The 26,524-nt window shown below is 69.6% G+C and carries 24 protein-coding genes and 1 tRNA gene; 14 read left to right on the forward strand and 11 right to left on the reverse strand.

Annotated features, from left to right (window positions below; translation table 11 throughout):
* The first annotated feature begins 1,031 nt into the window (after positions 1-1,031).
* Both C1N81_RS18395 and C1N81_RS18400 read left to right on the forward strand, forming a co-directional pair.
* On the forward strand, positions 1,032-2,099 hold the full coding sequence (locus C1N81_RS18395) for an STAS-like domain-containing protein (RefSeq protein WP_394430449.1): 1,068 nt from the start codon (positions 1,032-1,034) through the stop codon (positions 2,097-2,099).
* 178 nt (positions 2,100-2,277) lie between these two features.
* The gene (locus C1N81_RS18400) at positions 2,278-3,516 is read left to right on the forward strand and encodes a DNA cytosine methyltransferase (protein ID WP_394430451.1); all 1,239 of its coding nucleotides are present in this window, start codon (positions 2,278-2,280) and stop codon (positions 3,514-3,516) included.
* Here the strand turns inward: C1N81_RS18400 and C1N81_RS18405 are convergent.
* The gene (locus tag C1N81_RS18405; RefSeq protein WP_394430453.1) at positions 3,474-4,172 is read right to left on the reverse strand and encodes a PDDEXK family nuclease; all 699 of its coding nucleotides are present in this window, start codon (positions 4,170-4,172) and stop codon (positions 3,474-3,476) included. The two genes, C1N81_RS18400 and C1N81_RS18405, sit on opposite strands and share 43 nt — an antisense overlap.
* Before the next feature lie 229 nt (positions 4,173-4,401).
* On the opposite strand from C1N81_RS18405, the gene C1N81_RS18410 reads away from it, so the two are divergent.
* A tRNA-Arg gene (locus C1N81_RS18410) sits at positions 4,402-4,467 on the forward strand.
* A gap of 95 nt (positions 4,468-4,562) precedes the next feature.
* Here the strand turns inward: C1N81_RS18410 and C1N81_RS18415 are convergent.
* Both C1N81_RS18415 and C1N81_RS18420 read right to left on the reverse strand, forming a co-directional pair.
* Positions 4,563-5,486 (reverse strand): M56 family metallopeptidase, encoded by a 924-nt coding sequence (locus C1N81_RS18415; protein WP_394430455.1) that lies wholly within the window; start codon positions 5,484-5,486, stop codon positions 4,563-4,565.
* A gap of 4 nt (positions 5,487-5,490) precedes the next feature.
* Positions 5,491-5,931, reverse strand: coding sequence for a BlaI/MecI/CopY family transcriptional regulator (locus tag C1N81_RS18420; RefSeq protein ID WP_394430456.1), 441 nt, complete (start codon positions 5,929-5,931; stop codon positions 5,491-5,493).
* 221 nt (positions 5,932-6,152) lie between these two features.
* Between C1N81_RS18420 and C1N81_RS18425 the strand changes: the two genes are divergently transcribed.
* Positions 6,153-7,292, forward strand: a complete 1,140-nt coding sequence (locus C1N81_RS18425; RefSeq protein ID WP_394430458.1) for an acyltransferase family protein — start codon at positions 6,153-6,155, stop codon at positions 7,290-7,292.
* A gap of 23 nt (positions 7,293-7,315) precedes the next feature.
* Here C1N81_RS18425 and C1N81_RS18430 read toward each other — a convergent pair whose 3' ends face one another.
* Positions 7,316-8,305 (reverse strand): non-homologous end joining protein Ku, encoded by a 990-nt coding sequence (locus C1N81_RS18430; protein ID WP_394430460.1) that lies wholly within the window; start codon positions 8,303-8,305, stop codon positions 7,316-7,318.
* A 105-nt stretch (positions 8,306-8,410) separates the two neighbouring features.
* On the opposite strand from C1N81_RS18430, the gene ligD reads away from it, so the two are divergent.
* Positions 8,411-9,304 carry a non-homologous end-joining DNA ligase gene (gene ligD / locus C1N81_RS18435; RefSeq protein ID WP_394430462.1) on the forward strand — a complete coding sequence of 298 codons (894 nt, stop codon included), beginning with the start codon at positions 8,411-8,413 and terminating at the stop codon, positions 9,302-9,304.
* Positions 9,305-9,534: 230 nt separating this feature from the next.
* On the opposite strand, the gene C1N81_RS18440 is transcribed toward ligD, so the two are convergent.
* Positions 9,535-10,338: a nuclease-related domain-containing protein gene (locus C1N81_RS18440; RefSeq protein ID WP_394430464.1), complete on the reverse strand. Its 804-nt coding sequence runs from the start codon at positions 10,336-10,338 to the stop codon at positions 9,535-9,537.
* 173 nt (positions 10,339-10,511) lie between these two features.
* On the opposite strand from C1N81_RS18440, the gene C1N81_RS18445 reads away from it, so the two are divergent.
* The 5 genes from C1N81_RS18445 (at position 10,512) to C1N81_RS18465 (ending at position 16,205) form a co-directional block, all read left to right on the forward strand.
* On the forward strand, positions 10,512-11,252 hold the full coding sequence (locus tag C1N81_RS18445; protein ID WP_394430466.1) for a hypothetical protein: 741 nt from the start codon (positions 10,512-10,514) through the stop codon (positions 11,250-11,252).
* On the forward strand, positions 11,249-12,538 hold the full coding sequence (locus C1N81_RS18450; RefSeq protein WP_394430467.1) for an ATP-binding protein: 1,290 nt from the start codon (positions 11,249-11,251) through the stop codon (positions 12,536-12,538). The genes C1N81_RS18445 and C1N81_RS18450 overlap by 4 nt, the downstream gene beginning before the upstream one ends.
* 139 nt (positions 12,539-12,677) lie before the next feature.
* Positions 12,678-13,208: an SH3 domain-containing protein gene (locus tag C1N81_RS18455; RefSeq protein WP_394430469.1), complete on the forward strand. Its 531-nt coding sequence runs from the start codon at positions 12,678-12,680 to the stop codon at positions 13,206-13,208.
* 40 nt (positions 13,209-13,248) lie between these two features.
* Complete coding sequence (locus C1N81_RS18460; RefSeq protein WP_394430470.1) at positions 13,249-14,736, forward strand: FtsW/RodA/SpoVE family cell cycle protein; 1,488 nt, start codon at positions 13,249-13,251, stop codon at positions 14,734-14,736.
* Entirely contained in the window at positions 14,733-16,205 is a 1,473-nt protein-coding gene (locus tag C1N81_RS18465; protein WP_394430472.1) for a penicillin-binding transpeptidase domain-containing protein, read from the forward strand. The genes C1N81_RS18460 and C1N81_RS18465 overlap by 4 nt, the downstream gene beginning before the upstream one ends.
* Before the next feature lie 11 nt (positions 16,206-16,216).
* On the opposite strand, the gene C1N81_RS18470 is transcribed toward C1N81_RS18465, so the two are convergent.
* The gene (locus tag C1N81_RS18470) at positions 16,217-17,323 is read right to left on the reverse strand and encodes a ferritin-like domain-containing protein (protein ID WP_394430474.1); all 1,107 of its coding nucleotides are present in this window, start codon (positions 17,321-17,323) and stop codon (positions 16,217-16,219) included.
* Positions 17,324-17,468: 145 nt separating this feature from the next.
* Here C1N81_RS18470 and C1N81_RS18475 point away from each other — a divergent pair, with 145 nt between their 5' ends.
* The 4 genes from C1N81_RS18475 to C1N81_RS18490 all read left to right on the forward strand — a co-directional run bounded on the left by C1N81_RS18475 (position 17,469) and on the right by C1N81_RS18490 (position 20,726).
* A complete protein-coding gene (locus C1N81_RS18475) occupies positions 17,469-18,413 on the forward strand; it encodes an AurF N-oxygenase family protein (RefSeq protein ID WP_394430476.1) in 945 nt (314 codons plus the stop codon).
* A 34-nt stretch (positions 18,414-18,447) separates the two neighbouring features.
* Entirely contained in the window at positions 18,448-19,173 is a 726-nt protein-coding gene (locus C1N81_RS18480) for a TetR/AcrR family transcriptional regulator (protein ID WP_394430478.1), read from the forward strand.
* 33 nt (positions 19,174-19,206) lie between these two features.
* A complete protein-coding gene (locus C1N81_RS18485; protein WP_394430480.1) occupies positions 19,207-19,476 on the forward strand; it encodes a hypothetical protein in 270 nt (89 codons plus the stop codon).
* 161 nt (positions 19,477-19,637) lie between these two features.
* Complete coding sequence (locus C1N81_RS18490) at positions 19,638-20,726, forward strand: C40 family peptidase (protein WP_394430482.1); 1,089 nt, start codon at positions 19,638-19,640, stop codon at positions 20,724-20,726.
* Between the two features lie 5 nt (positions 20,727-20,731).
* On the opposite strand, the gene C1N81_RS18495 is transcribed toward C1N81_RS18490, so the two are convergent.
* From C1N81_RS18495 to C1N81_RS18515, 5 genes are read right to left on the reverse strand one after another with little or no spacing between them, the layout of a single operon-like run.
* Complete coding sequence (locus C1N81_RS18495) at positions 20,732-21,982, reverse strand: styrene monooxygenase/indole monooxygenase family protein (RefSeq protein WP_394430484.1); 1,251 nt, start codon at positions 21,980-21,982, stop codon at positions 20,732-20,734.
* Between the two features lie 49 nt (positions 21,983-22,031).
* On the reverse strand, positions 22,032-22,661 hold the full coding sequence (locus C1N81_RS18500) for a GTP-binding protein (protein ID WP_394430486.1): 630 nt from the start codon (positions 22,659-22,661) through the stop codon (positions 22,032-22,034).
* The gene (locus C1N81_RS18505) at positions 22,642-23,046 is read right to left on the reverse strand and encodes a DUF742 domain-containing protein (RefSeq protein WP_394430488.1); all 405 of its coding nucleotides are present in this window, start codon (positions 23,044-23,046) and stop codon (positions 22,642-22,644) included. Before C1N81_RS18505 ends, C1N81_RS18500 begins: the two co-directional genes overlap by 20 nt.
* Complete coding sequence (locus C1N81_RS18510) at positions 23,043-23,561, reverse strand: roadblock/LC7 domain-containing protein (RefSeq protein WP_394430490.1); 519 nt, start codon at positions 23,559-23,561, stop codon at positions 23,043-23,045. Before C1N81_RS18510 ends, C1N81_RS18505 begins: the two co-directional genes overlap by 4 nt.
* Entirely contained in the window at positions 23,558-26,455 is a 2,898-nt protein-coding gene (locus C1N81_RS18515; protein ID WP_394438041.1) for a sensor histidine kinase, read from the reverse strand. The genes C1N81_RS18510 and C1N81_RS18515 overlap by 4 nt, the downstream gene beginning before the upstream one ends.
* Between the last annotated feature and the right edge of the window lie 69 nt (positions 26,456-26,524).

A 26,524-nucleotide genomic window follows, 5' to 3' on the forward strand; every position in this document is an offset into this window, starting at 1 on the left:
GATTCAAACCGTAGCCGAGCCAACGGGTCTGCCGACAGCCCGGCGTCGCTCCATCCGGATCATGGCGCGGACAGAGTTTCCCTACATCATCAAGGCTCGCTGCGCTCGCGGTCCGGGCCGACCGCGTGTAGGTGGTCATTGCCTACCCAGCCGCCAGAGGGCATCCCTTGCGGCCCTGGGCCGCTTCGTCCCCTCGCTCCCCTCCACCATGATCCGGCCTTGAAGGGGGGGAAGATCCAAGCACTGTGGGACCTCAAGGTGCAGGAGCAGAGCCACAACCCAAAAAGCCTCCAGGACCCAACTGTCCCAAGGGGGATCGATCCTCACGGAACGAGGGCCTCATAACTACGGGGGTGCCAGCCAGCCGCCGCCCCACCCCCCTTGCCTGCGTCAAGGGGCGGGCCGTCGTCTGTCTGTCCCCCCAAGAGACCAAACCCAGCTACCGGGGTCGTGGGGACTACAGGTGGGTTGCCAACCAGAGGGAAAAGACGCTTTGTGTTACCGATCAGGCCGGATCATGGCGGAGGTGATCGACGGGCCAACGCAGCCAGGTCCACAAGGCACCCAAAGGCCCGCTGACCACTTCACCGGCCGAGCCCGGACGCGGGCAGCAGCCTTGAGGACGGGGGAAACCCGTCGTGGCCGGGGCCGGTCGGCTCCACGGCTTTAGGCAGCCACCATGGGGCGAGCCTCGAAGATCATGGCCCCAACGTCGTGCTTTACCGGGCAGCTCCACAGACTGCCCGACTCGCCATCAGCTTACGGGGCCATGATCACTCGCCCCATGGCAGCTCCCGCCCAAAGCCGCTCCACCGACCTCGCGCTGTCATCATGCCGAAACCCTCCCAACCAGCAACATCCTGGAATACCCTTGGCATATGTCACCGAGCCTCTCCTACACAGTCCGATCCATGTCCGGGCCAGCAGACTCTAACGCCCTCATATCAGCAAGCCGACGCGCTGCGCGAATGGGGGGACTAACGCTCAACTTGGGAAATACGCGGCGAATTTACCCTAACGGCGCGGTCCCAATGGCAGCCGCACTGGAATACTTCCGGGCAGACGGCCTTCGAGTAACAACTCAGCAAATCAGCCCAGACGTCGCAAGTACTAAATTCCTGCACCCATTGCCCGCCACGCCCGAAAACATCGCAAATCATCGAGTAGGAAACATAGTCTGGAAGTATAACGAAGAGCAATCGACCGGTTTGTGCAACGCCTTTATTGACATGCTCGAAGAAAACGCCCGCTGTGAAACCGGCGTCATCGAATCCCTTAACTGGTGCCTGTTCGAAGTGCTGGATAACGTATTCCAGCACAGCAAATCCCCGTATGGTTACGCGATGATGCAGATCCACTCGAAGCGTCGGTGGTGCACCGTAGCTGTAGCAGACTGCGGAATTGGGATTCACAGATCATTCAAGGAGAACAACGTCTACGCAGCAAAAAACGCTTACGAAGCAATCATGCTTGCCGTACAAGAAAAAGTAACCAGTAAAACGAAAAATATGGGCAACGGCCTGTACGGGCTCATGCGCGTCGTGGGACTAAACAAGGGTGAGCTGCAGATTCGATCAGGCAGAGGGTGGCTAGAGTATCGAGACGGAGAGATTAAGGGGGACTACTCCATGTCGGTACCTCTGGTCGACCTGAATGACCATCATGGAACAACGGTCGACTGGCAACTCGATCTTAGCAAACGAGTAAGCCTTGCCGAAGCCCTTAATTTTCCGGAGCCAAATCTACTCCTAGAACGCATAGAAGACGAAGCGGGGGAGCATTGCCTTCGTGTAGCGGACTTCGAAGAAGGACTAGGCACCCGGCGCTCGGCGGAACAGATTCGCAACAAACTCGTGAATTTGTTGACTCTAGGCGCCCAGAGACTCACGCTTGATTTTTCAGGAGTGAACGTAGTTTCCTCTAGTTTCGCCGACGAGGTGCTAGGGAAACTAGCCCTAGAGATGGGTATTGTGTCCTTCATGGGACGATTCAGCTTGAAGGGCATGACACCCACCGTTTCAGCGATCGTGAACCGCGCGATTTCGCAGAGAATCGCTGAGGGCGACGACCGGACGCCTGGACAGGGTGGAGGCGTCTAGGGCAGAGCCAGTCGACGATCCTGGAGACTGCTCTCAACCGGGGCGTATCGAGCACCGAGGCCCGCTCACGCACACTGCGCCTTCCCCCGAACACGAACAGCAACGGGAACGCTGCAGGTCAGCGGTCGATGGAGCCACACAGCTGACAAAGGTCCACAAGTCTCGTAGGATGCTCGGCATGCCCGAACGTCCCACTGAGCAACACAGCCTCTTTGACACCTCCACCCAGTCAGGGGAGGCCGAGGGACCATTTGTACCCAGCAAGATCCGTAGCTCCTCCCCCTTCCATCAGCCTCGCAACTTGACTGAGGCCCAGCGGGAGAAGTTCCGTCAGATGTCACGGGAATCACGCGAGGCTCGGCGTTCAGCACTCGCCGGGGAGGGACCCGCTCCGCTCCACGAGATCAATACGCCGCACTTCCGCCCACTGGATCTCATGCCGCAACGGGATGGAAGGGGGCTTACCGCTCTTTCTCTCTTCAGTGGTGGCGGAGGACTAGACCTCGGGATCGAACGAGCAGGGTTCACTCATACCGCATCGTTCGAAATTATCCCAGAAGCCGGCGACACGCTCCGTAAGGCACGAAGCGACTGGGCTGTATTCAGCGGAGAAACCGAGGGTGACGTAAGAAACGTCAGCTTCAAAAAATGGCGAGGCGAGGTTGACCTTTTGCATGGAGGACCGCCTTGCCAACCGTTTTCTAACGCCGGTCGCCAGCAGGGGCACCTAGACGAACGCGACATGTGGCCACAGTTCGTCAGGGCAGTGAAGGAGATTCGCCCTACTGCTTTCATCGGTGAGAACGTCCCAGCGCTCGCCAGCCCTAAGTTTTCTGAGTATGTGGAAACGAGCATCCTGGCGCCTCTGTCCGGTAGTTACCATATTCAAAAAGTGATCCTGCAAGCTAGCGACTTCGGCGTTCCGCAGGTGCGCCGACGAGTTTTCTTCGTTGGCTTCCGAACAAAACGTATGGCTACTGCCTGGACTGCTCCGGAACCGACGCATTATTGGGGAGACGCATCAATCACTGCGGGCTCTCCTTGCATGGGTCTCCGAAAGGCCCTGGGGCTACCTGACATCGGCGTGGACGACTTGTCACCCACCATCCGAAGCAGTTTGACGGGTCCTCGCCATACGACATCCATTCTGAATAGCGTGGCGGCTCAGCGGAAGTTTGAGAGCCTCCAAATTTGGCCCAACGGAGTGGCCGCTGACCGTGCATCCGCACGCGCATTTGTCGCCAAGAACGGCCACTTCCGTCTTTCCGTTCCGGATGTCGCCTTGATCCAAGGGTTTCCCGAAGATTGGCCTTTCGTAGGCGCTACATACATGGCCTTGGGGCAGATCGGTAATGCGGTACCACCACCTCTCGCCTACGCGGTGGGCTCATCCGTACTCGATGTGCTGTCCAAGTAGGAACGGACGAGCTGCCGAAGCCTGGCCGCAGGCTCATCAGTAATCTTCGGCAGGTTCGCAATATACGATGGCGGGATATGCGGGTTATTCAAAGTGGCGCCACGTGACATCACATAGCGACAGCGTTCCCGCATTAGCTCGACCATACGCTCCAGCGAATAGCGGACGTCTTTACCGACTGATAGATCCGCAGCTTCAGCGTATTGCGCAGCTTTCCATTGGTTCTTCATAATCCACTTAGCATCCTCTTTGGTGTAGAACTCTTTCTCGCCCAGAAGATTAGTGACAGAGTCTACACGGACGCCCCTTATTGCATGCTCAGCCAGCTCAACGTCAGGGAGAACATATTTTTCCTTGCTTGAGATCCAGGGAACCATAGCGTCAGGGGAGGCGTAGTAACTATGCAAGAGCTGCGTACCACTTGAGTTGTAAACGCCGAAGATCCAATGGATGTTCTTCCATTTGGCGAAATGATTTGGCCCCAGATCCCGAACGGTTGACACACCTTTGCTTGTAGCAGATTTCAGCTCGAAAGGTATCTCCTGGCCATCGATCAACAGATAGGCATCGATGTCTGACCTCTTCCGGTCTTCCGGGACGACGAGGTTGAATCGATCGACCATCTGCTTCTCACGCTGATCGTCTTGAACGCTCATGATCGCTATCATGACAGTCCAATGAGGCGGTTGAGGCCTCCCTTGCCATTTCTGCTAATTGTCCGTTACGTGACTTTGCTGTCGCCGCTGCGACAGGCAACGTGGACGCGTCAACGAATCGGTCCTAGCCTTGGCCGCTCACCTCAAGCCCTGTCGGTGCAAGGCACATACTGTGGACCAGGCGTGGACACGATCAGTTGGATGCGGCAGGCGTTACACGGCTGACCAGGCCATTTGACGGGACAACCCACGGCCTCCGGAGCCGTGTGCGCAGGTTCGAATCCTGCCGGGGGCACCCTTTTTGAGGTGTCTGGAGACCTCGTCAGCAGCGGAGACGCTGCGGGCGGGGTCTTTTTGTTGCGCGGGCAGGTGTGGGGGTCGCCGGGGGTTCTACAGCGGTGTTGCCGTGCGCAGGATTGCGATCAGGGTGACCGTTGAGGTGGCTGAGGCTGTTGCGGAGGTGAGGGTGCCGGCCAGGGCCGCCCAGGCTGCCGCGCCGATTGCTGTGAAGAGCGGTGGCCAGGGGCGTGGGGCCGGGGGTGGGGAGAGGAGCGCTGCCACTCTGCGCGGGATCGGGCCCGGAGAAGCCGCGAAGGGGGTGCCCATGGGAGTGGGTGGGGTGAGGAGGGCCGCCTTTCCTACCGCTCGCGCCGTGACCCTGCGATTGCCCACCACTCGCGCCGCCTCCTCGTCCGCCCAGCGTTCCACCGTGTACGTCACGCTCGTGTGCAGGGGGCGGAGGAACGGGTTCGCGCGGGCGGCCAGGCCTGTCAGGAGGAGGTGGCGGTGGTGGCGGGCCGACTGGTGGGCCCGTTCGTGGGCGAACAGGGCTCTGCGTTCCGCGGGTTCCAGGCCCGCCAGCATTCCCGTCGAGACGATGATCCTGCCGTCCGGGAGTGTGTGGGCGTAGGGGGTCGCGTCGGGGAGGACCGCGATGCGGCGGTGGGGCGGGAGGGCGGACAGGGCCCGCAGCGCCCGGTTCGCTGTTCTCCTGTGGTGGAGGAGCAGCGCCGCGCAGGCCAGGAGTACTGCTGTCAGCGCTGCCACAGCCGCCTTGCCCACCACCTCGTCGTGCGGGACCGCCGCGCGTACCTCCGGGTCCGCCCAGCCGTCCGGGAGGGGGTTGCCCGGGAGTTGGGCTGTGCCGACTATCGCCAGGAGGGCCAGGGAGAGCGTGCTGCAGAGGGCCAGGACGAGAGCTGCCGCTGTCAGGAGCAGGGTCGCCGCGCGTGGGTGCAGGTGGCGTTCCGCCAGGCGGGACATCGGCCATGCCGTCAGCGGGAGGATCAGGGGGAGGAAGACCGCTACGCCCATGGGATCAGTGAGGCCCGGAGTGGCCCGGGGTGTCTTCCGGTGACAGCAGGTCGCGCAGGAGTTGTTCGTCGCCCTCGGACAGGCTGGAGACGAAGCTCGCCAGTACCGCTGCCCTGTTCGTCTCCGCGTCCAGGACCCTGCGCATGCGGTGGGCGGCCAGGCCGGCCTCGTCGGAGGCGGCTGTCCAGGTGAAGGAGCGGCCCTTGCGTTCGCGGGTGACGGCGCCCTTGGCCTGGAGGCGGGTGAGGATCGTGATCACTGTGGTGTAGGCGAGGGTTCCGTCGAGGTGTTCGCGTACCCAGCCTGCCGTCACAGGGTGCGGGGCCTCGCACAGGGCGGCCAGTACTTGGCTCTCCAGTTCGCCCTGGGCACGCCTGCGTCCGCTTTCGGCCCCCTTTGTCACGGCTTCTGTCACGGCGCGCCTCGCCCTCCTCTTCACCGTCATCGTAGGGGGCGTCGCTCGGGTGCACCGGGCGCGTACTGCTTCTGGTGCGATGTCCGGGTTCGTGGGCCCGGCCCCGTGTGACAGGCACCACCCGTGACCGGCTCAGGTTTACGGCTGCCTCGGTAGGTGACTACGGTGCGTTGAATGTCTCGCAGCCACATGAACCCCGTAAACCTTGGAAGATGCGAAATCTGGAGTCGGGGTTCCACGCGGGAGGGAACGTGAGCGAACAGGTTCAGTTGAGGGCCACGCGCGCGCCTCTGCCGCCGCAGCAGCGGGCCGACGGCCCCCCGGCTCCCTCGCGCGCACCGGCCCCCGCCGCCGCCGGCTCCAAGCCGCGCGCCTCGCGTGACTCCTACTTCGACAACGCGAAGTACCTGGCCATCGTGCTCGTCGCCATGGGGCACGCGTGGGAGCCGTTGCGTGACGGCAGTCGGGCCGCGTCCGCGCTGTACATGGTCGTGTACGCGTTCCACATGCCCGCGTTCATCGTCATCTCCGGGTATTTCTCCCGGAGTTTCGACGCCAGTCCGGGGCGGCTCAAGCGGCTCATCACCGGCGTCGCCGTGCCGTACGTGGTTTTCGAGTGCGCTTACACGGTCTTCAAGCGGACCGCCGGGGACGATCCCGACTATCCGTTCAGTCTGCTCGATCCCTGGTATCTGACGTGGTTCCTCATCGCGTTGTTCGTGTGGCGGCTTTCCACGCCGATCTGGAAAGTGGTGCGCTGGCCGCTGCCCGTCGCCCTCGGCATCGCCGCGCTCGCCTCCGTCTCCCCCGACATCGGGGACGACCTCGACCTTCAGCGCGTACTGCAGTTCCTGCCGTTCTTCGTTCTCGGGCTGCGGCTCAAGCCCGAGCACTTCCGGATCGTCCGGCGGCGTGAGGCCCGGATTCTCGCCGTGCCCGTCCTCGCTTCCGCGGTGCTCTTCGCCTACTGGGCCGCTCCCCGTATGAACGCCGCCTGGTTCTACCGGCGGGACAGCGCGCAGGAGTTGGGCGCTCCCGGGTGGGCCGGGGTCGTCATGACGCTCGCCATGTTCGGGTGCTCGATGCTGCTCGTCGCCTGCTTCCTCGCGTGGGTGCCCGGGCGCAGGCTGTGGGTCACCGCGCTCGGCGCCGGCACGTTGTACGGGTATCTGCTGCACGGGTTCCTCGCCAAGGGGTCCCGGTTCTGGGACTGGTACGACGTGCGGTGGGTGCATACGCCGGTGGGCGAGGTGGCGGTGACGATCATCGCCGCCTGCGTCATCACCCTCTTGTGCACGCCGCCTGTGCAGCGCCTCTTCCGGTTCGTCATGGAGCCGAAGATGGAATGGGCGTTCAGACGGGACGCGGCCGACGTGGCCCGGAAACGGTAGCCACGACCTTCAGCTCCCGACTCTCAGGCCGAGGACTTCTTCCGGGGTGTCGACTTCTTCTTCGCCCCGGTCGAACCAGCCCCCGACTTCTTCGCGGCCGTCGCCTTTTTCGCGGCACCGGACGTCGTCTTCTTCGTCGTCGCCGGTGCCGCCTTCTTTTTCGGTGCCGCCTTTTTGCGCGCGCGGCCCTCCATCGACGTCACCTCCGCCATCTCCCCCTCCGGTGAGGCACCCCGCGCCTCCTGCGCCGCCCGTACGCTGCGCTCCAGTACGGCGACCAGGTCGATGACCTTGCCGTCGCCGCTCGGGGCCGGTGCCGAGGGCTCCGGCGGGACTTCACCGGCGGCCTTCGCCGCGATCAACTCCTCGACCGCCGCCCGGTAGTCGTCGTGGAGCGAGGCCATGTCGACGTCGCCCAGCGTGTCCATCAGGGCGTCCGCCAGGTCGAGTTCGGCGTCGCGGACCGTGACGTGGGTGTCGGGGGCGACCTCATCGGGTGAGCGGATCTCGTCCGGCCAGAGCAGGCCGTGCAGCGCGATGACGTCGTCGACCACGCGCAGCATTCCGAGGCGTTCTTTGCCTCGCAGGGCGAATTTCGCGATGGCCACCTTGTTGCTCTGCTTCAAGGCCTCGCGGAGCAGCGTGTAGGGCTTCGTGGCGTGGACGCCGTTCGCGGAGAGGTAGTACGCCGTGTCCATCTGGAGCGGGTCGATCCGGTCCGCCGGGACGAAGGCGAGGATCTCGATCGTCTTCGCCGTGTGCGCCGGCAGCGCGGCCAGGTCCTCGTCGGTGATCGGGATGACGGAGCCGTCGGCGTCCTCGTACCCCTTGCCGATCTCCGCCGTCTCGACCTCCTTGTCCTCCAGCTCGCACACCTTGCGGTAGCGGATGCGGCCGCCGTCCTCCAGGTGGACCTGGCGGAAGGAGACGGAGTGGTTCTCGGTGGCGTTGATCAGCTTGATGGGGATGCTGACCAGGCCGAAGGAGATGGCGCCGTTCCATATGGAGCGCACGAGCTGGCTCTCCCTTCCCGTTCGGCGGATGGCCGGACCACACGGGCGGCCCGATCCGCCCCGCCCGATGCGCCGCCTTCACGTGAAATGTCAGAGTATTACGGTATGACGCCGATCACAGAAGTGGAGGGGCGGCGGCTACCGCTCAGCAACCTGGAGAAGGTGCTCTACCCCGCCACCGGGTTCACCAAGGGCGAGCTGCTGCACTACTACGCGACCACCGCCGATGCCCTGCTGCCGCATCTGCACGACCGGCCGATCTCCTTCCTGCGCTTCCCCGACGGGCCCGACGGGCAGCACTTCTTCGCCAAGAACGTGCCGCCGGGGGCGCCCGAGTGGGTGAAGACGGCCGAGGTGCCGCGCTCGGCCGGCGTCTCCCGGCAGGTCCTCGTGCAGGACCTCCCGTCCCTCATGTGGGCGGCGAACCTCGTCACGGAGTTCCACACCCCGCAGTGGCGGGCGGACGCGCCCGCCCAGGCCGACCGGCTCGTCCTCGACCTCGACCCCGGGGCGCCCGCCGATGTCGTGCAGTGCTGTGAGGTGGCGTTGTGGCTGCGGGAGCGGCTGGCCGGGGACGGGCTCGACGCCTTCGCCAAGACCTCCGGGTCCAAGGGGCTGCATCTGCTCGTGCCGCTGGTGCTCGTGCCGTCCGAGGAGGCCGGTGCCTACGCGAAGAAGCTCGCGCGGGAGGCCGAGGCGGAGCTGGCGGGCCTTGTCGTGCACCGGATGACGCGGAGTCTGCGGCCCGGGAAGGTGTTCGTCGACCACAGTCAGAACTCCGCGGCCAAGACGACCGCCGCGCCCTATACGTTGCGGGCGCGGGCCGAGCCGACCGTGTCCGCGCCCGTCACCTGGGAGGAGGTCGAGGCCTGCCGGGACCGGGGAGACGCGCGTGAGCTGGTCTTTCTCGCCGAGGACATCGCGCCCCGGCTCCAGCGGTACGGGGATCTGCTCGGGCCGCTGAACGACCCGGAACGGGCCGGGCGGCTGCCGTCGTGAAGTTGCCGGTGCCGGTGGCGCTCGCCGAGTCCGTGGAGTCGCTGCCGGTCGGTGACGCGTGGGCCTACGAGCCCAAGTTCGACGGGCATCGGCTGGTCGTGGCGCGGGACGCAGCCGGAGCCCGGGCCAGGGCCGGGGCCATGGACAAACCGGCGGGGGGCCTCAGCCCCGCCCCCCTGGCCCCGCCGCCACCTCTAGACCCGCCCCCATGTCTGACCCCGCCCCCACCTCTAAACCCGCCCCCACGTCCCCCGATCCCGCGCCATCGCATGCAGCGCCTCCACGTCTGCCGGTTTGAGGAGGCCTCCGCTTCTCGCCAGGGCGGGGATGTCCTCGTCCGTCAGTAGGCGCACGCCTCTCGGGGGTGCCAGTACGTCGACGGTGGAGGGTTCCACCAGGATCAGGGCCGCCCGGACCTCCGCCGTGAGGGCGAAGGAGGCTCGGGAGGCGTCCGCCCGGACGTCGCGGAGCAGGGGGCGGGGTTCGGTCCTGCCCGCCGTCACCATCGGGTCGCTCACCCGGATCCGCCGGCGGTGCGCCGGGAGGACGTGGAGGGCGAACAGGCCGCCGGGGCCGATCACCAGGTGGTGGATGCGGGCGCCGCCCGGCAGCGGTACGGAGTGCAGTACGTGCCAGCCCGCGCCTTCGAGCGCGTCGAGGGCCTCGCCGACGCGTTGCTGCGCGGCCAGTGCCCGGCGCCGGGGGTCGGTGCGGAGCCTGCGGTGCGGGGCCGGGTCGCGGTCGAGGGCGACGAGGAGGGCCTCGCCGGGGCGGTTGGGGGCGAGGTCGTCGTCCGGGTGGAGGCTGAGCCGGGCCAGTTCGGCGGGGGTCGGCACCGGTGGCGGGCCGACGGTCACGGGCCCGGCGACGAACGGGCGCAGCGCCGCGAGCACCGCGTCCTCGTGCTCCTCGGCGAGCAGGTTGATCCGGCCCGCTTCCCTGTCGTACCAGGCGACGTTCCTGCCGTCCTCACCGTAGACGTGGAGCCGTTCCTGACCGTGGCGCCAGGTCGGTACGACGCGCAGTCCGTTCATGGCCCATCACCCCCCGACCATGGGAGCAGCAAGCCCGCCGCAGGGCAAGAAGGCGGGATGCGACGAAACGGGCAAGGCATCAAAAAGGACTTCACCGCCAATAAGGTGTACTGGACGGCGGCTGTACCGCCCGTCACCCCGACAGCGACATCGATCCCTACGGCAGGAGCGCAGTGACGCCCAGGCGCCTCGGTCCCACCGCCCTCACCGCCCTTGCCTCCCTTGCCGCGACCGCCGCCCTGCCGCTGCTCGCGGGGTGCGGCGACGCGGGCGGGCTGGAGGGCGCGGGTCCGGCCCCGACCGCGGTGGGCCCGCGGGACCTGTGGCCGACGCTGACCCCCGCGTCCGCGCCCGCCGACGACTACGGGGCGGGCGAGACCGAGGTGGTCAAGGGGGTCGATGTGCCGGGCGGCGATCTGCGCCAGGTCGATCCGGTGACGGTCCTGCGGGCGCAGGCGGACGCGGACCCGAACACGTACAAGGACATCGCGGGCGGGCTCGCCGACTGCGGCTCCGCCGCCGGTTCCGGCAGCGGCGACTGTCCCGTCCTGCACGCCTACTACTCCGACCTCACCGGCAACGGGCGCGAGGACATGGTCGTCGGCGTGCGCGCCCCCAAGGGGCAGCTCATCGTGCGCGTCTACATGTACGCGGACGGCAAGCTGATCCAGATCATGGACGACGAGGACGCCGTCATCAGCGTTCAGCTCGCCGACCGGAGCGTCGTCGTCCGCGCCGTCGCCGACCTGGCGGGCTACGAGTACCGCACCTCGTGGTCGTACGACAGCCACCAGCGGGCGATGCTGCCGACGCGCGACGAGATCGTGCGTACGGGGCCGCCGAAGACGCCCGTGCCGGAGACGCCCTCCGGGGACGCGACGCCGCCGCCCTCCGCTTCGCCGAGCCGCTCGTGACGCGCCGGGCCAGGCGGCTGCCCGCGCTGCCCGCGTGGACGGCGTCGCTGACGTGGAAGGCCGTCGCGTTCCTCGCGGTGATCTGCTGCGCGCTGGCGGCGCTGCTCGGCGTCCTCGTGCACGTCTCGGTCACGGATCAGACGGTGCGGGAGGCGCGGGAGCGGGCGTTGTCGCGGCTGGAGGAGGCGACGGCCGCGTTCCAGGCGGGCGGGCGGCATGTGCCGGGCGCCGCGCTCGATCCGCCGGGCCTTCCCGCGTCGCTGCGGGAGCTGGCGGTGAGCGGGCAGCGCGGCACGATGGTCGCCCGGCACGACGGGCGGCCCACGATGTGGGCGGCGGGTCCGGCGGCGGGCGGCAAGGCGCTGGCCGTGGAGGTCGACTACGCGCAGGGGGCCCGCACCATCGACGGGCTCGACCGGGCCATCCTCGGTTCCTCGGCGCTGGCCATCGGGGCGACGCTGCTGGTCGGCGCGTTCGCGGTGACCCGCGTGACGCGCCGCCTGCACACCACGGCGCGGGTCGCCCGCAGGATCAGCGGCGGCGCGCTCGACGCCCGGGTGAACGATCCGCGCACCCGCGATCCGCACCGCCACCAGGACGAGGTCGCGGCGGTGGCCGGGGCGCTCGACCGCATGGCGTCGTCGTTGCAGGCCCGGATCCTCACCGAGCAGCGGTTCACGGCGGACGTCGCCCATGAGCTGCGTACGCCGCTGACCGGGCTGCACGCCGCCGCCGAACTGCTGCCTCCGGGGCGCCCCACCGAGCTGGTGCGCGACCGGGTCGCCGCGCTGCGCACGCTCACCGAGGACCTCCTGGAGATCTCCCGGCTCGACGCGCGCAGCGAGCGGGTCGACCTCGACGCGACCTGGCTGGGGCCGGTCGCCGAGCGGGTCGTGCGCGCCACCGCGGCCGCCTCCCCGGCGAACGCTCCCACCTCGGTCGTCGTCGTCCGCGACGTGTGCGTGGTCACCGACCGGCGGCGCCTGGAACGCGTCCTCGGCAACCTCGTCGCGAACGCGCACCGGCACGGCGGGCCGCCCGTCGAACTGACCGTGGACGGGCCGGTGGTCTCCGTCCGCGACCACGGCGACGGCTACCCGGACTATCTGGTGGAGCACGGGCCGCAGCGCTTCCGCACGGAGGGGGGCACGAAGGGGCACGGGCTCGGGCTGACCATCGCCCTGGGGCAGGCCGAGATCCTGGGCGCCCGCCTGCGGTTCACGAACGCGCCGGACGGCGGGGCGGTGGCGACGCTGGCCCTGCCGTACGAGGAGCCCTCCGGCTGAACCGGGCTCACCCCTCCGGCGGTCTCCTCACCCCTCCGGCGGCCGTCGCCGTGCGTATCTCCGCGGGGCCCCTTAGGTATGAGGCGGGGCCAAGGCGCCGGGCCGGCCCTGACCGCATGCCCATGCCCCAGGAGGCCCCATGCACGTCCGGAGAATCGCCCTCGCGCTCGCCGCGCTGTCGCTGACCGCGGCCGCCGCGACCCCCGCCCTCGCCGACGGCACCCCGAGCGGAAACCAGAAGCAGAAGCAGACGCAGAAGCAGCCCCAGAAGCAGACGCAAGCTCAGGCCCAGAAGCAGGCGCAGGCACAGAAGCAGGCCCAGGCGCAGAAGCCGAAGCCCGAACCGGAACCGGAGCAGGCGCTGTCGGCGGCTCATATGCAGGAGCAGGCGGAGAAGCAGGCGCAGAAGCCGGGGCAGAAGCCGGACCGCAAGACCGTCTACAAGGGCCGCATCAACGCCAAGTCGGGCCTCCTGCTCCGTGACTCACCGACCCGGGGCAGCAAGGTGATCCGCTCGGAGCCGTACCGGGCGATCGTGCACATCAACTGCAAGACGAGCGGCCAGGACGTGGCCGGCAACCGCCTCTGGTACCTGCTGACCGACGGCACGTGGGCCTGGGGCGCCGCGAAGTACATCGACAACATCGGCGCCGCGCCCCGCTGGTGCTGACATAAGCGGATATCGCGGACGGGCTTGCTACGTTCCCCGCATGACCGGTTCACCGGGATCAGCGAGGTCGGCGCGGCCGGCGAAGTCGGCAGGACCGGCGAAGTCGGCGGGACCGGCAAAGTCGGCAAGACCGGCGGAGGCGAGAACCGTGCTGCCGCCGGTCCCCGCCGTACGTCTCCCCCGGCGCCGCGGCACCGAACTCGCCCTGCTCGTCCTCGCCGTGCTGCTCAGCGTGTACGGCTACTGCGACGTGGGCCTCGCCAGGAACGGAACCCTCCCGCCCGGCGCCGCCGGTTACGGCGCCGGGCTCGGGGTGCTCGCACTGCTCGCGCATGTCGCCGTCCGGCTGCGGGCCCCGTACGCGGACCCGCTGCTGCTGCCCATCGCGGTGCTCCTGAACGGGCTCGGGCTCGTCCTCATCTACCGCCTCGACCTGTCGACCCCGGGCGACGAGGCGGCGTTCACCCAGCTGATCTGGTCGACGCTCGGGGTCGGCCTGTTCATCGTCTGCGTCGTCCTCCTGCGCGATCACCGGGTGCTCGCGCGGTACGCGTACCTGAGCGTCGTCGTGGCCCTTGCGCTGATGATCCTGCCGATCTTCTTCCCCGCCGTGAACGGGGCCCGGATCTGGCTGCGGATCGGCGGATTCTCCATCCAGCCGGGCGAGTTCGCCAAGATCCTGCTCGCGGTCTTCTTCGCCAGCTACCTCGCCGCCAACCGCACCGCCCTGCGCTACACCGGCAAGAAGCTCTGGCTCCTGCAACTGCCGACCATGCGCGTCCTCGCGCCGATCCTCGCCATCTGGCTGCTCAGCGTCGGTGTCCTGATCCTGGAGACCGACCTCGGCACGTCGCTGCTCTTCTTCGGCCTGTTCATCGTCATGCTCTACGTGGCGACGGGGCGCGTCAGCTGGATCGCCATCGGGCTGCTGATGGCCGCCGCGGGCGCCTTCGTCGTCGCCTCCTTCGAGCCGCATGTGCACGGCCGCGTCGAGGACTGGCTGCACCCCTTCGCCTCCGTCGACGCGGGCGACGGGCCGAACCAGCTCGCCCAGTCGCTGTTCGCGTTCGCGGCGGGCGGGATGCTCGGCACCGGGCTCGGGCTCGGGCACTCGATCCTCATCGGGTTCGCCGCCAAGTCCGACTTCATCCTGGCGACGGCGGGCGAGGAGCTCGGTCTGGTCGGCCTGACCGCGATCTTCCTGCTCTACGCGCTCCTCGTGGAGCGGGGTTACCGGGCGGGGCTCGCTCTGCGCGACCCGTTCGGCCGGCTCCTGTCGATCGGCCTCGCCTCGATCGTCGCGCTCCAGGTCTTCGTCATCGCGGGCGGTGTCATGGGGCTGATTCCGCTGACGGGCATGGCGATGCCGTTCCTCGCGCAGGGCGGCTCGTCCCTCGTCACCAACTGGATCATCGTCGCCATCCTCGTCCGGGTCAGCGACCGTGCCCGCGGCGTGCCCGTGCCCGCTGCGCAGGAGGAGAGCGACAGCGCGGTGGAGGGTGGCAGCGCGGTGAAGGGCGCCCGGTGACCAAGTACATCCGGCACGCCGCCGTCTTCTGCCTGCTCCTCCTCGTCGCGCTGCTCGTCAACGCGGCCCGCGTGCAGCTCTTCCAGGCCTCCTCCCTCGACGACAACGCGGCCAACCGCCGCCCCGCCATCACCCGGTACAGCCAGCCCCGCGGCGACATCCTCGTACGGGGCAAGGCCATCACCGGGTCGCGGGACACCGGGCAGCCGCTGCGGTACGAGCGGACGTACAAGAACGGGCCGCTGTACGCGCCCGTCACCGGGTACGCGTCGCAGACGTACGGCACGACGTTCGTCGAGAACGCGGAGGACGCCATCCTGTCCGGCACCGACCCGCTGCTCGCGCCGATCCCGTTCTGGAACGAGATCACCCGCTCGCAGCAGGCCGGCGGCGATACGGAGACGACCCTCCTGCCCGCTGCTCAGCAGGCCGCGTTCGCGGGGCTCGGCGGCAGGAAGGGCGCCGTCGCGGCGGTCGATCCGTCCAACGGGAAGATCCTCGCGCTGGTCTCCACGCCCTCCTACGACCCCGCGGAGATCGCGGGGACGGGGCGGACCGCGACCGGCGCGTGGTCGCGGCTCACCGGCGATCCGGACCAGCCGATGCTGAACCGGGCGATCCGGCAGACGTATCCGCCGGGTTCGACGTTCAAGGTGGTCACGGCGGCGGCGGCGCTCGACAACGGGATCGTCGACTCCCCCACCGAGAAGACCGACGCCCCCTCCCCGTACACGCTGCCGGGCACGACCACGCGGCTCGTCAACGAGTCCTCGTCCGACGCCTGCGAGGACGCGACCCTGGAGTACGCGCTCCAGTGGTCCTGCAACACCGTCTTCGCCCACCTCGGGGTGCGGGTCGGGCTCTCCGACATGGTGCGGACCGCGCGGAAGTTCGGCTTCAACGACAGCGGTATCAAGATCCCCATGACCGTCTCCGCGTCGAACTTCGACACCGACATGGACAAGGCGCAGCTCGCGCTCTCCTCCATCGGCCAGTACGACACCCGGGCCACCCCGCTGCAGATGGCGATGGTCGCGGCGGCCGTCGCCAACGGCGGCACGCTGATGACCCCGCACCTGGTCGAGAAGGCGACCGCGAGCGACGGCTCCACGGTCCGCACCACCTCCGGCAGGACCTACAAGCAGGTCATGTCGGCGTACACGGCGAGCCGGCTCCAGCAGATGATGGTGGACGTCGTGACCAAGGGCACCGGCACCAACGCCCGGATCTCCGGGGCCACGGTGGGCGGCAAGACGGGCACCGCGCAGAACGGCGTCCGCAACGAGGGCGTGCCCTACGCCTGGTTCATCTCCTACGCCCAGGCCGCCGACGCGTCCACGCCGCAGGTGGCGGTCGCCGTGGTGGTGGAGGACGCGGCGGCGGACCGCGCGGACATCAGCGGCGGCGGCAGCGCGGCGCCGATCGCGCGGTCGGTGATGCGGGCGGTGCTCGACACCGCGGACGACTAGGGGGCCGGGTCTCAGCCCTCCGCGCCCGCCCTGATCGCCTCCTCGACCTCCGCGACCCGTTCGTGCTCCTCGGCCGCGAACCGTTCCGCGTCCAGCTTCTCGGCGATCTCCTCGTCCTCGGTCATGAGCGCGTCGAGGTTGGAGTTGCCCATCTCGAAGACGCCCATGTCGACGTAGGCCTGCTGGAGGCGCGGCCCCCACAGGCCGATGTCCTTGACGCAGGGCACGATCCGGGAGAACAGGAGCTGGCGGAAGAGCGCCAGGAACTCGGACTGCTCGGTGTACTCGTCGGCCTGTGCCTTCGGGATGCCGAAGTCCTCCAGGACCTCGACGCCGCGCAGCCGGTCGCGCATCAGGTAGCAGCCCTCGATGACGAACTCCTCGCGTTCGCGCAGTTCGGCGTCGGTGAGCTGCTTGTAGTAGTCGCGCAGCGCCATCCGCCCGAAGGCGACGTGGCGGGCCTCGTCCTGCATCACGTAGGCGAGGATCTGTTTGGGCAGCGGCTTGTCGGTGGTGTCGCGGATCATGCCGAACGCGGCGAGCGCGAGCCCTTCGATGAGGACCTGCATGCCGAGGTAGGGCATGTCCCAGCGGGAGTCGCGGAGCGTGTCGCCGAGGAGTGCCTGGAGGTTGTCGTTGATCGGGTAGAGCATCCCGATCTTCTCGTGCAGGAAGCGGCCGTAGATCTCGGCGTGCCGCGCCTCGTCCATGGTCTGGGTCGCCGAGTAGAGCTTGGCGTCCAGGTCGGGGACGGACTCGACGATGCGCGCCGCGCACACCATCGCGCCCTGCTCGCCGTGGAGGAACTGGCTGAACTGCCAGGAGGCGTAGTGCTTGCGCAGGTCGCCCTTGTCCTTCTCGGTCATCTTCGCCCAGTGGGGCGTGCCGTACAGGGACATCGCCTCGTCCGGGGTGCCGAGGGGGTCGTAGGGGTCGACCTCCAGCTCCCAGTCGATGCGCTTCGCGCCGTCCCACTGCTTGTCCTTGCCCTTCTGGTACAGGGCGAGCAGGCGGTCGCGTCCGTCGTCGTATTCCCAGCTGAAGCGGGCCGAACTGGCCGACGGTATCTGCCAGTTGGGCGCTTCGGGGGCCCTGGTGTACAGCTCGTGCGTCGACATACCGGCAGGCTCACACGGTGTTGGACGTGGGGTCAACAAGTCGTGCGCGAGGGATTGACGCGCTTACTGACGCGCAGTCTCATAAGACGACGGGCCGTACAGGACGAGAGCACTGATGTTCGTGACAGGAACCGGGAGTTCGGCGATGACCACCATGACGGATGCGGACGCGGACGCGGTGGGCGGGCTGCGGGACGCCCTCGGGCTGCTCAAGGACCGCGAGCAGGTGGCGGAGCGGCTGCTCGACTCCTCCGCCAAGCACTCCTTCGACCCCGACAAGGAGCTCGACTGGGACGCCCCCTTCGAGGACGGCAAGTGGTTCTGGCCGCCGGAGCTGGTCTCCCTGTACGACACCCCGCTGTGGCGGCGGATGAGCGAGGAGCAGCGGATCGCCCTGTCCCGGCACGAGGCGGCGGCGCTCGCCTCCCTCGGCATCTGGTTCGAGCTGATCCTGATGCAGCTGCTCGTGCGCCATGTCTACGACAAACCGGCGACGAGCAAGCACGTCCGGTACGCGCTCACCGAGATCGAGGACGAGTGCCGGCACTCCAAGATGTTCGCGCGGCTGATCACGCGCGGCGAGACCCCGCACTATCCGGTGGCGCCCGTCCACCACACCCTGGGCCGCCTCTTCAAGACGATCTCCACCACCCCCGGCTCGTTCACGGCGACGCTGCTCGGCGAGGAGATCCTGGACTGGATGCAGCGCCTGACCTTCCCCGACGAGCGCGTGCAAACCCTCATCCGCGGCGTGACGCGCATCCATGTGGTCGAGGAGGCCCGCCATGTCCGGTACGCGCGTGAGGAGTTGCGGCGCCAGATGGTGACCGCCCCGCGCTGGTCGCAGGAGTTCACCCGGCTCACGTCGGGCGAGTTCGCCCGCGTCTTCTCGGAGGCGTTCATCAACCCCGAGGTCTACACGAACGTCGGGCTCGACAGGCGGGAGGCCGTCGCGCAGGTCAAGGCGAGCGGGCACCGCCGGGAGATCATGCAGACCGGCGCGAAGCGGCTCACGGACTTCCTCGACGACATCGGCGTGCTGCGCGGCGTGGGCCGCCGCATGTGGAAGTCGTCCGGGCTCCTCGCCTGACGGGGCGGACCCGGTGGCGGCTACTCTTCCGGGCATGACGTCGGCAACGGGTACGCCCGCCTACAGACGGCTCAGCGTCGGGGAACGGCGCGCGCAACTCCTCGACGCGGCGCTCTCGCTGTTCGCGCACCGCGCCCCCGAGGAGGTCTCCCTCGACGACGTGGCCGAGGCCGCGGGCGTGTCCCGGCCGCTCGTCTACCGCTACTTCCCCGGCGGCAAGCAGCAGTTGTACGAGGCCGCGCTGCGCTCCGCCGCCGACGTCCTCGAAGGCTGCTTCGCCGAGCCCGCCGAGGGCCCGCTGACGGCGCGCCTGAGCCGCGCGCTCGACCGCTACCTGGCCTTCGTCGACGAGCACGACATGGGGTTCGCGGCGCTGCTCCAGGGCGGCAGCGTCGTCGAGACCTCCCGGACGTCCGCCATCGTGGACGGCGTCCGGCGCGCCGCCGCCCAGCACATCCTCAGCCACCTGCCCGCGGCGGAGCCCGGCCCGCGCCTGCGCATGACGGTCCGCATGTGGATCGCGGCCGTCGAGGGGGCGTCCCTGATCTGGCTCGACGAGGACAAGCAGCCCCCGCTCAGCGAATTGCGGGACGGTCTGGTCGACCAGTTCATGGTGGCCCTGACCGCCACGGCGACCCGCGACCCCCAGACCGCCGACGTCGTCCGCCGGGCCCTCGCCCTGGAGGAGCCGGACGGCCCGGTCGGCAACCTGGCCCGGCGGGTGCTGCCGGTGGTGAGCGGCGCGGTGCACCTGCTGTGACACCCGTGGCGCGAGTGTGGTGACACTGGTGGCGTGAAGAGCGAAGACATCCCCTTTGTCGGCGGCCCCCTCGACGGGCGCACCCTCCCCGTCCTGGTGACCGCCACCGGCAACCCGCCCAAGGTCTACAAGGTGCCCGTGCCGGACGCGGCCGGGGGGCCCGACACCGTGCTCGTGTACGTGCGGGAGCCCGTGCCGGACGGTAAGGCCGTGCGGCTCGTGCAGAAGTGGCGGTACGCGTTCGTGCCGGACGGGAAGGTGCGGCGGAGCGTGCGGTGGCCGTGGACGAGGTCAGGGGCGTGAGCGGGCGGCGCCGCCCGCAGGAGTGGCGTCATTGGGCCGAACCGCGCAGCCCCGCGCGTGAGAAGGGGCGTCTCCTGTGATGTTCACGGTGCGGGTCGCAGCGGGCGGTCCGCGCCGGAGGTGAACAGGTGTCAGGCAGGCTTGTGCGTGGGGTGTGCGCGATGGCCGTCGCGGGGGCGGTCCTCGCGCCGGGTACCGCGGGCGCGGTGCCGGGGCCGCCGGGCGGCGAACCGTCCGTCGTCGGCCTTCTGACGGAGCTGCAGGGCCTCTACCAGCGGGCCGAGGAGGCCACCGAGGCGTACAACGCGACCGAGGAGGAGCTGAAGGCGCGCCGGGCGCAGGCCGAGGCGCTCGCCGAGAAGCTGGCCTCCGCGCGCGGCTCGCTGCACGGCAGCCGGCTCGCGGCCGGGCGGCTCGCGCGCGAGCAGTACCAGAGCCGCAGCGACATCTCGCCGTACGTGCGGCTGCTCCTCGCCCGCGATCCGCAGCACGCGCTCGACCAGGGGCACCTCGTCCTGCGGGCCGCCCGGGACCGGACGGCCACCGTCGACCGGCTGACCGGTGACGAGAAGAAGGCCGACGCGCTCGCCACCAAGGCGCGGGCCGCGCTCGACCAGCAGCTGCGGCTGGCGGACGCGCGGAAGAAGGACCGGGACGCGGTGCGGCGGCGGCTGAAGGACGTGGAGGAGCTGCTCGCCTCCCTCTCCTCCGAGCAGCTCGCCGAGGTGAGCCGGGCGGAGGACGCCGGGACGGCCGACGCGCAGCGGGCGTTCATGGCGTCGGGGGCGCTCAGTTCGGTCGGCCGGGCACCGTCGAAGGCGGGCGGGGCGGCGCTGGCGTACGCCCTGCGGCAGGTCGGGAAGCCGTACGTGTGGGGCGCGGAGGGCCCGGAGTCGTTCGACTGCTCGGGGCTGACGTCGCAGGCGTGGGCGCACGCGGGCCGGAGGATTCCGCGCACGTCGCAGCTGCAGTGGAAGAACCTGCCGAAGGTGGAGATGGACCGGCTGCGGCCCGGCGACCTCGTCGTCTACTTCCGCAAGGCCACGCACGTCGCCCTCTACCTGGGCAAGGGCCAGGTGGTGCAGGCGCCGCGGCCCGGGGCCCGGGTGAAGGTGTCTCCGATCGCGGCGAACCCGGTGCTCGGCGCGGTCCGCCCGGACCCCGGGGCGAAGGCGATGACCGGGTACCGGCCGCCGCCGCTGCCGCGCGGGGCGACAGCGGGCGACGACACGGGGTACGACGGCGGCTGAGCGGGTCAGCCGACGGAGGCCAGGTACGCGGCTGTCTTCTCGGGCTCGTAGAAGAAGTTCTCGAAGTCGGCCGGGTTGTTGAACCCGTTCGCGAAGCGGTCGGCGACCGGCTGGAGCTGACCGGCGGCGCCGATCAGGTTCAGGACGTGCTCCGGCGGGGCGCCGAGCATCGCGTTCGTCCACTTGGTGACGTGCTGCGCGGTCTCCCAGTACCGGTCGAACGCCGACCGCATCCACTCCTCGTCGAACGGCTGGTCGCCGCGCTCGACGATGGACGCCAGGTACGAGGCCGCGCACTTGGACGCCGAGTTGGAGCCCTGTCCGGTGATCGGGTCGTTGGCGACGACCACGTCGGCGACGCCGAGGACCGCGCCGCCCCCGGGCAGCCGCCCGACGGGGTTGCGGACGGTCGGGGCGTAGCGCCCGGCGAGGGTGCCGTTGGCGTCGGTCAGTTCGACCTTCGTGGCGCGCGCGTACTCCCAGGGCGTGAACTTCTCCATCAGCTCCAGGGTCAGCGCCAGGTGCTCGGAGGGGTCCTTGACGCCCTTGAACGCGTCGAGCGGGCCGCCGGGGATGCCCTCCCAGAACAGGATGTCGGCGCGGCCCGTCGTGGTCAGCGTCGGCATGATGAACAGCTCGCCGACGCCGGGTACGAGGTTGCAGCGGACGGCGTCGAAGTCCGGGTGCTCCGGGCGGACGTCGAGCCCGTGCACATAGGCGACCGCGAGGGCGCGCTGCGGCTCGCTGTACGGGGAGCGGGCGGCGTCGCGGCCGAACATCGAGACCAGCTCGCCCTTGCCCGCAGAGACGAGCACGAGGTCGTAGGTGCGCGAGAAGTAGTCCAGGTCGGAGACGGCGGCGCCGTGGATGACGAGCTGGCCGCCGCGCTGCGCGAACGTTTCCATCCAGCCGGCCATCTTCACGCGCTGGTCGACGGACTGGGCGTAGCCGTCCAGCTTGCCGACCCAGTCGATGGCGCGCTGGGAGGGGCCCGGGTCGAAGGAGCCGGGCGCGGCGACGGAGACGCCGAGGCCCTCGATCCTCGGGGCCTGCGACTCCCAGAAGTTGAGCTGGAGGTCCCGCTCGTGCTGGAGCGCGGTGTGGAACATGCACTGCGTCGACATGACCCGCCCGGAGCGGATCTCGTCGGCGGTGCGGTTGGACATCAGGGTGACCTCGTAGCCGTGGGACTGGAGCCCCAGGGCGAGCTGGAGACCGGACTGGCCGGCTCCGACGACGAGTATCTTCCGCGACATACGCTGCCTCTAACTGATCACTGATGAGTAGGGGGACGGGAGTTCGGGGTCACTCGGGGGTGACGTCCAGGGCGTGGCCGACCAGGGCGAGCAGTGTCTCGATCGCCGATATCCGGCGGCGCGCGTCCATGATCAGTACGGGCACGTGGGGCGGGACCGTCAAGGCCTCGCGCACGTCGCCCTCCTCATACTCCTCGGTCCCGTCGAAGTGGTTGACGGCCACGACGTACGGCAGCCCGCAGCTCTCGAAGTAGTCGAGCGCGGGAAAGCAGTCGGACAGCCGGCGGGTGTCGGCGAGGACGACGGCGCCGATCGCGCCGCGCACCAGGTCGTCCCACATGAACCAGAACCGCTGCTGGCCCGGCGTGCCGAACAGGTACAGGACCAGGTCGTCGTCGAGCGTGATGCGGCCGAAGTCCATCGCGACGGTCGTGGTCGTCTTGTCCGGCGTCGCGGTGAGGTCGTCGTGGTCCTCGCTCGCCTGCGTCATCAGCGCCTCCGTCTGGAGGGGCTCGATCTCGGAGACGGCGGTGACCAGGGTCGTCTTGCCGACGCCGAAGCCGCCCGCCACCACGATCTTCGTGGCGACGGGGGCCCGGGTGGTGTCCGTCTGCCAGGCCTGAAGCTGCTCCTCCTCGCCGGGGAGCCCGGCCAGGAGGTCAGAGACGGCGGAGTCCACTCAGCACCCTTTCAAGCAGCGCGCGGTCCGGCTGTCCCGGGCCGTGACCGGTTCCGTACACGCGGATCTTTCCCTGGTCGGCGAGGTCGCTCAGCAGGACACGGACCACGCCCAGGGGCATCTTCAGCAGCGCGGCGATCTCGGCGACCGTGCGCATACGGCGGCACAGCGCCACGATGGCGCGCATCTCGGGCATGACGCCCGCGAGCGTTCCCTTCCCTATCTCCAGGCGCTCGTCGGGACCCTCGATCGCGGCGGTGCTCGCGATGAACGTCTCCACGAGCAGGACGTGGCCGAAGCGGGTGCGGCCGCCGGTCAGGGAGTAGGGGCGTACCCGGGCGGGTTTGCGATCGCCGCCGCGTACGGGGAGTTTGGGGCTGGTCACCGGTTGCTCTCTCCGCTCTGGTCGCCCTGGCCCTGCTCCATGGACTGGCGCAGCTCGCTGCGGAGCTCGGGTGTCAGGACGTGTCCGGCGCGGCCCACGAACAGCGCCATGTGGTAGGCGACGACGCTCATGTCGCAGTCCGGCGTCGCGTGCACGCCGAGCAGGGAGCCGTCGCTGATGGACATGACGAAGAGGCTGCCGTCCTCCATCGCGACCATGGTCTGCTTGACGCCGCCGCCGTCCATCAGCTTCGCGGCGCCGATGGTCAGGCTGCCGACGCCGGAGACGATCGTGGCCAGGTCGGCGCTCGAACCCTTCGGGCCGCCGGTGCGGTCGACAGGGGCCTCGGTGTTCCTCCCGGGGTCGGAGGAGAGCAGCAGCAGCCCGTCGGACGAGACGACCGCGACCGAGAGCAGCCCTGGCACCTCCTCTACGAGATTGGTCAGCAGCCAGTGCAGATTGCGTGCCTCGCTGCTGAGCGCGGGGTTGTTGAGTGCAGGGGTGGGCGCAGTCAACTGCTTGCCTCCTCGGCTGAGTCCCCCTTGGCTTCTCCGAAACGTTCCTGGGTCCCGGTCCCGGTCCGGGTCGCGGGCGCCCCGTCCTCGATCTCCGCCTCCACGGCGCGGCGGCCCTGCTGGGCGCCGCTGTGGAACCCGCCGAGCCTGCGGCGCAGCGCGTCCGCGTCGACAGCACCCGTACGCGGTCGCGGCGCGGCGGCCGGGGTGGTCACCTTCGGGGTCCGCTTGGGCAGTCCCTTGTCGGTGACGCGCTCCCAGCGCGGCGGGCGGGGGGCCGGCACGTGGCCCGCCGGGGGTTCGGCGGGGGTGTCGTCCGGGGCGCGGTCGTGGGTCTCGCCGGGCCCGGTGGGCTGGTCCTGGTCCTCCGGGGCGCGGTCATGGGTCTCGGCGGCGGGTCCGGAGGGCTGCTCCTCGGGGGCCTCGGGGGCCTGGAGAGCCTCGGGGGGCGCCGGAGCGAGAAGCTCCATGGTGGACTCGGACTCGGACTCGGTCTCGGACTCGGACTCGCGTCCCGGCTTCTGGGGCGCGCCCGGGGCCTCGCCCTGCGCCGCGACCTCGGTGTCGTCGTCGATCCCCGCCTCGCGCACGGCCTGCTCGGCGGCCTCGATGAGGGGGTCCGGGGCGGGCCCCTGCTCCGGGCCGGACTCGTCGGCGGGCGCGGGCACCTGGCCCGTACCCGCCGCGCCGGCCGGGGCGTCGGCTGTGGCCGGTGACGAAACCCCGCCCTCGCCCTCGTCCTCGTCCTCGCCCTCGCCCTCGCCCTCGCCCTCGCCCTCGCCCTCGCCCTCGCCCTCGCCGGAGAGCGTCGTCCGGCCGTTCAGGACGTTGGAGTTGGCCTCCGCCTCCGAGCCGGGGAGGTGGACCGCGGGGGCGCCGCCCGGGACCGGGACCGGCGGGGGCGCCGCGACCGCGGGGACGGCGGCGAGCAGCGCGGTGGGGAGCACGACGACCGCCGCGACCCCGCCCTGCTTCTGCTCGCGCAGGCGGACCCGCACCCCGTGCCGCGCCGCGAGCCGCGCGACGACGTAGAGGCCGAGCCCGAGCCCGTCCGCGTCCTCGGGGTCGTGGGCCTGCTCGGCGGAGAAGTCGGAGAGGCGCCCGTTCAGCTCGCGCAGCTTGTCGTCGGCCATGCCGATGCCCTCGTCCTGGACGGAGAGCATGACCTCGCCGTTCTCCAGGAGCCAGGCGGAGACCTCGACGGAGGCGTCCGGCGGCGAGAACGACGTGGCGTTCTCCAGCAGTTCGGCGACGAGGTGACTGAGGTCGTCCGCGGCGAACCCGGCGATGTGCGCGTGCGGCGGCAGCGCGGCGATCCGGACCCGCTCGTAGCGTTCGATCTCGGAGACGGCGGCGCGCAGCACGTCGACGAGCGGCACGGAACCGGCGTGCTGCTGCCCGTGCTCGGCGCCGGCGAGGACGAGGAGGTTCTCGCTGTGGCGCCGCATGACGGTCGCGAAGTGGTCGAGCTTGAAGAGGGTGGCGAGCTGCTCGGGGTCCTGCTCGCGGTCCTCAAGATTCTCGATGATGCCGAGCTGGCGCTCGACGAGGCCGAGCGTGCGCAGGGCGAGGTTGACGAAGGTGCCGTTGATGGAGTGCTTGGCGCGCTCCAGCTGGGCGGTGGCCTCGGCCAGTTCGGCGCGGAGCGCGTCGCGGTCGTCTGCCATGCGTTGCCGCTCGCCCACGAGGTGCTTGCGGTCGGACTCCAGCGTGCCCTGGCGCTCGTGGAGGGCGACGGCGTGCGCGTGGAGGGCGTTGACCGAGCGGACGACCTGGGCGAACTCGTCGTTGCGCCCGGTGAACTTGACCGGTTCCTCGGTGGCCGGGGACTCGGCGACCCGCGCCGATCCGATCCGGAGCGCGGCGAGCGGCCGGGTCAGCGAACGCGCGGCGCCCATCGCGAAGCCGAGGGCCACGAGCAGGCAGACACCGACGAGGGCGACGCGGATCTCCAGGTCGCTGACGTCGTCGTCGCGCAGTTGTTCAAGGCTCTTGACGCGCTGGTCCCCGAGCGCGGACTCGGCGCCGCGCATCGCGTCGATCCGGGCGGTGAGCGCCGCGTCGACGTTCTTGCTGTTGTAGCCCAGCTCGTCCTCGCCGAGCGTCGGCGCGTCCGTGAGCCGGTCGAGGTACTTGTCGGCCTTCTCGATGTCGGCGCCGGTGACGGTGGAGTCGTACGCGGACACGGACGCGGCCGGGGCGGAGTCGCGGAAGTCGTCGAGGGCGGCCTGTTCGCGGACGCGGGCGCGCTGCGCGGCGGCGCTGAGTTCGTCGCGCCGCTTGCTCTCGGGCGAGTCGGCGTTCTGGACGGTCGTCGGCAGCCCGGTGATCGGGTCGATGGTCGTCGTGGTGGACGCAGGGACGGCGTAGGCGGCGAGCAGCAGGCCGCGGGCGGCGGACGCCTGGTCGACGGCGCGGTCGAGGTCGGCGAGCGCGTGCGCGCCGGAGCCCGCGCGCGGCGGCATCGCGTCGGCCAGCTCCTCGGCGAGCCGGTGCAGCTCCGTGATGGCCTTGGAGTACGAGGTGTGGGCCTCCAGGGCGGTGCCCTTGCCGGTGAGGGCGGCGCGCCGGACGGCGGCGATGTCGTCGACGGTGTGCCGCAGCGAGCCCTCGGCGTCGGTGCGCAGCTCCTCGATCTGCCGGTCGACCCGGCCGCTGCGCTGCTCGCTCAGCCCCTGCCCCTTGGGGCGTCCGGCGGCGATGAACGCGCTGACCTCGTCCCGCTCGTCGGAGAGCGCGTGGGAGAGGGCGACGGCCCGCTGGGTGCGCTCCGCGTCGTCGACGAGCCCCTGGGACTCCCCGACCCGCCCGGAGGCGGCGACGAGGGTGGGCGCCCCGGCACCGACGATGGCGGCGGCCACGACGGCGACGGCGATGATGAGCCGGTTCCGCACGCGGGCCCGCTTGCCCTTGCCGACGGGTGCGGGCTGCTGCGCGCCCGGCCGGACCGATTCGTCGGAGGG

The sequence above is a fragment of the Streptomyces sp. SGAir0957 genome (assembly GCF_043523415.1).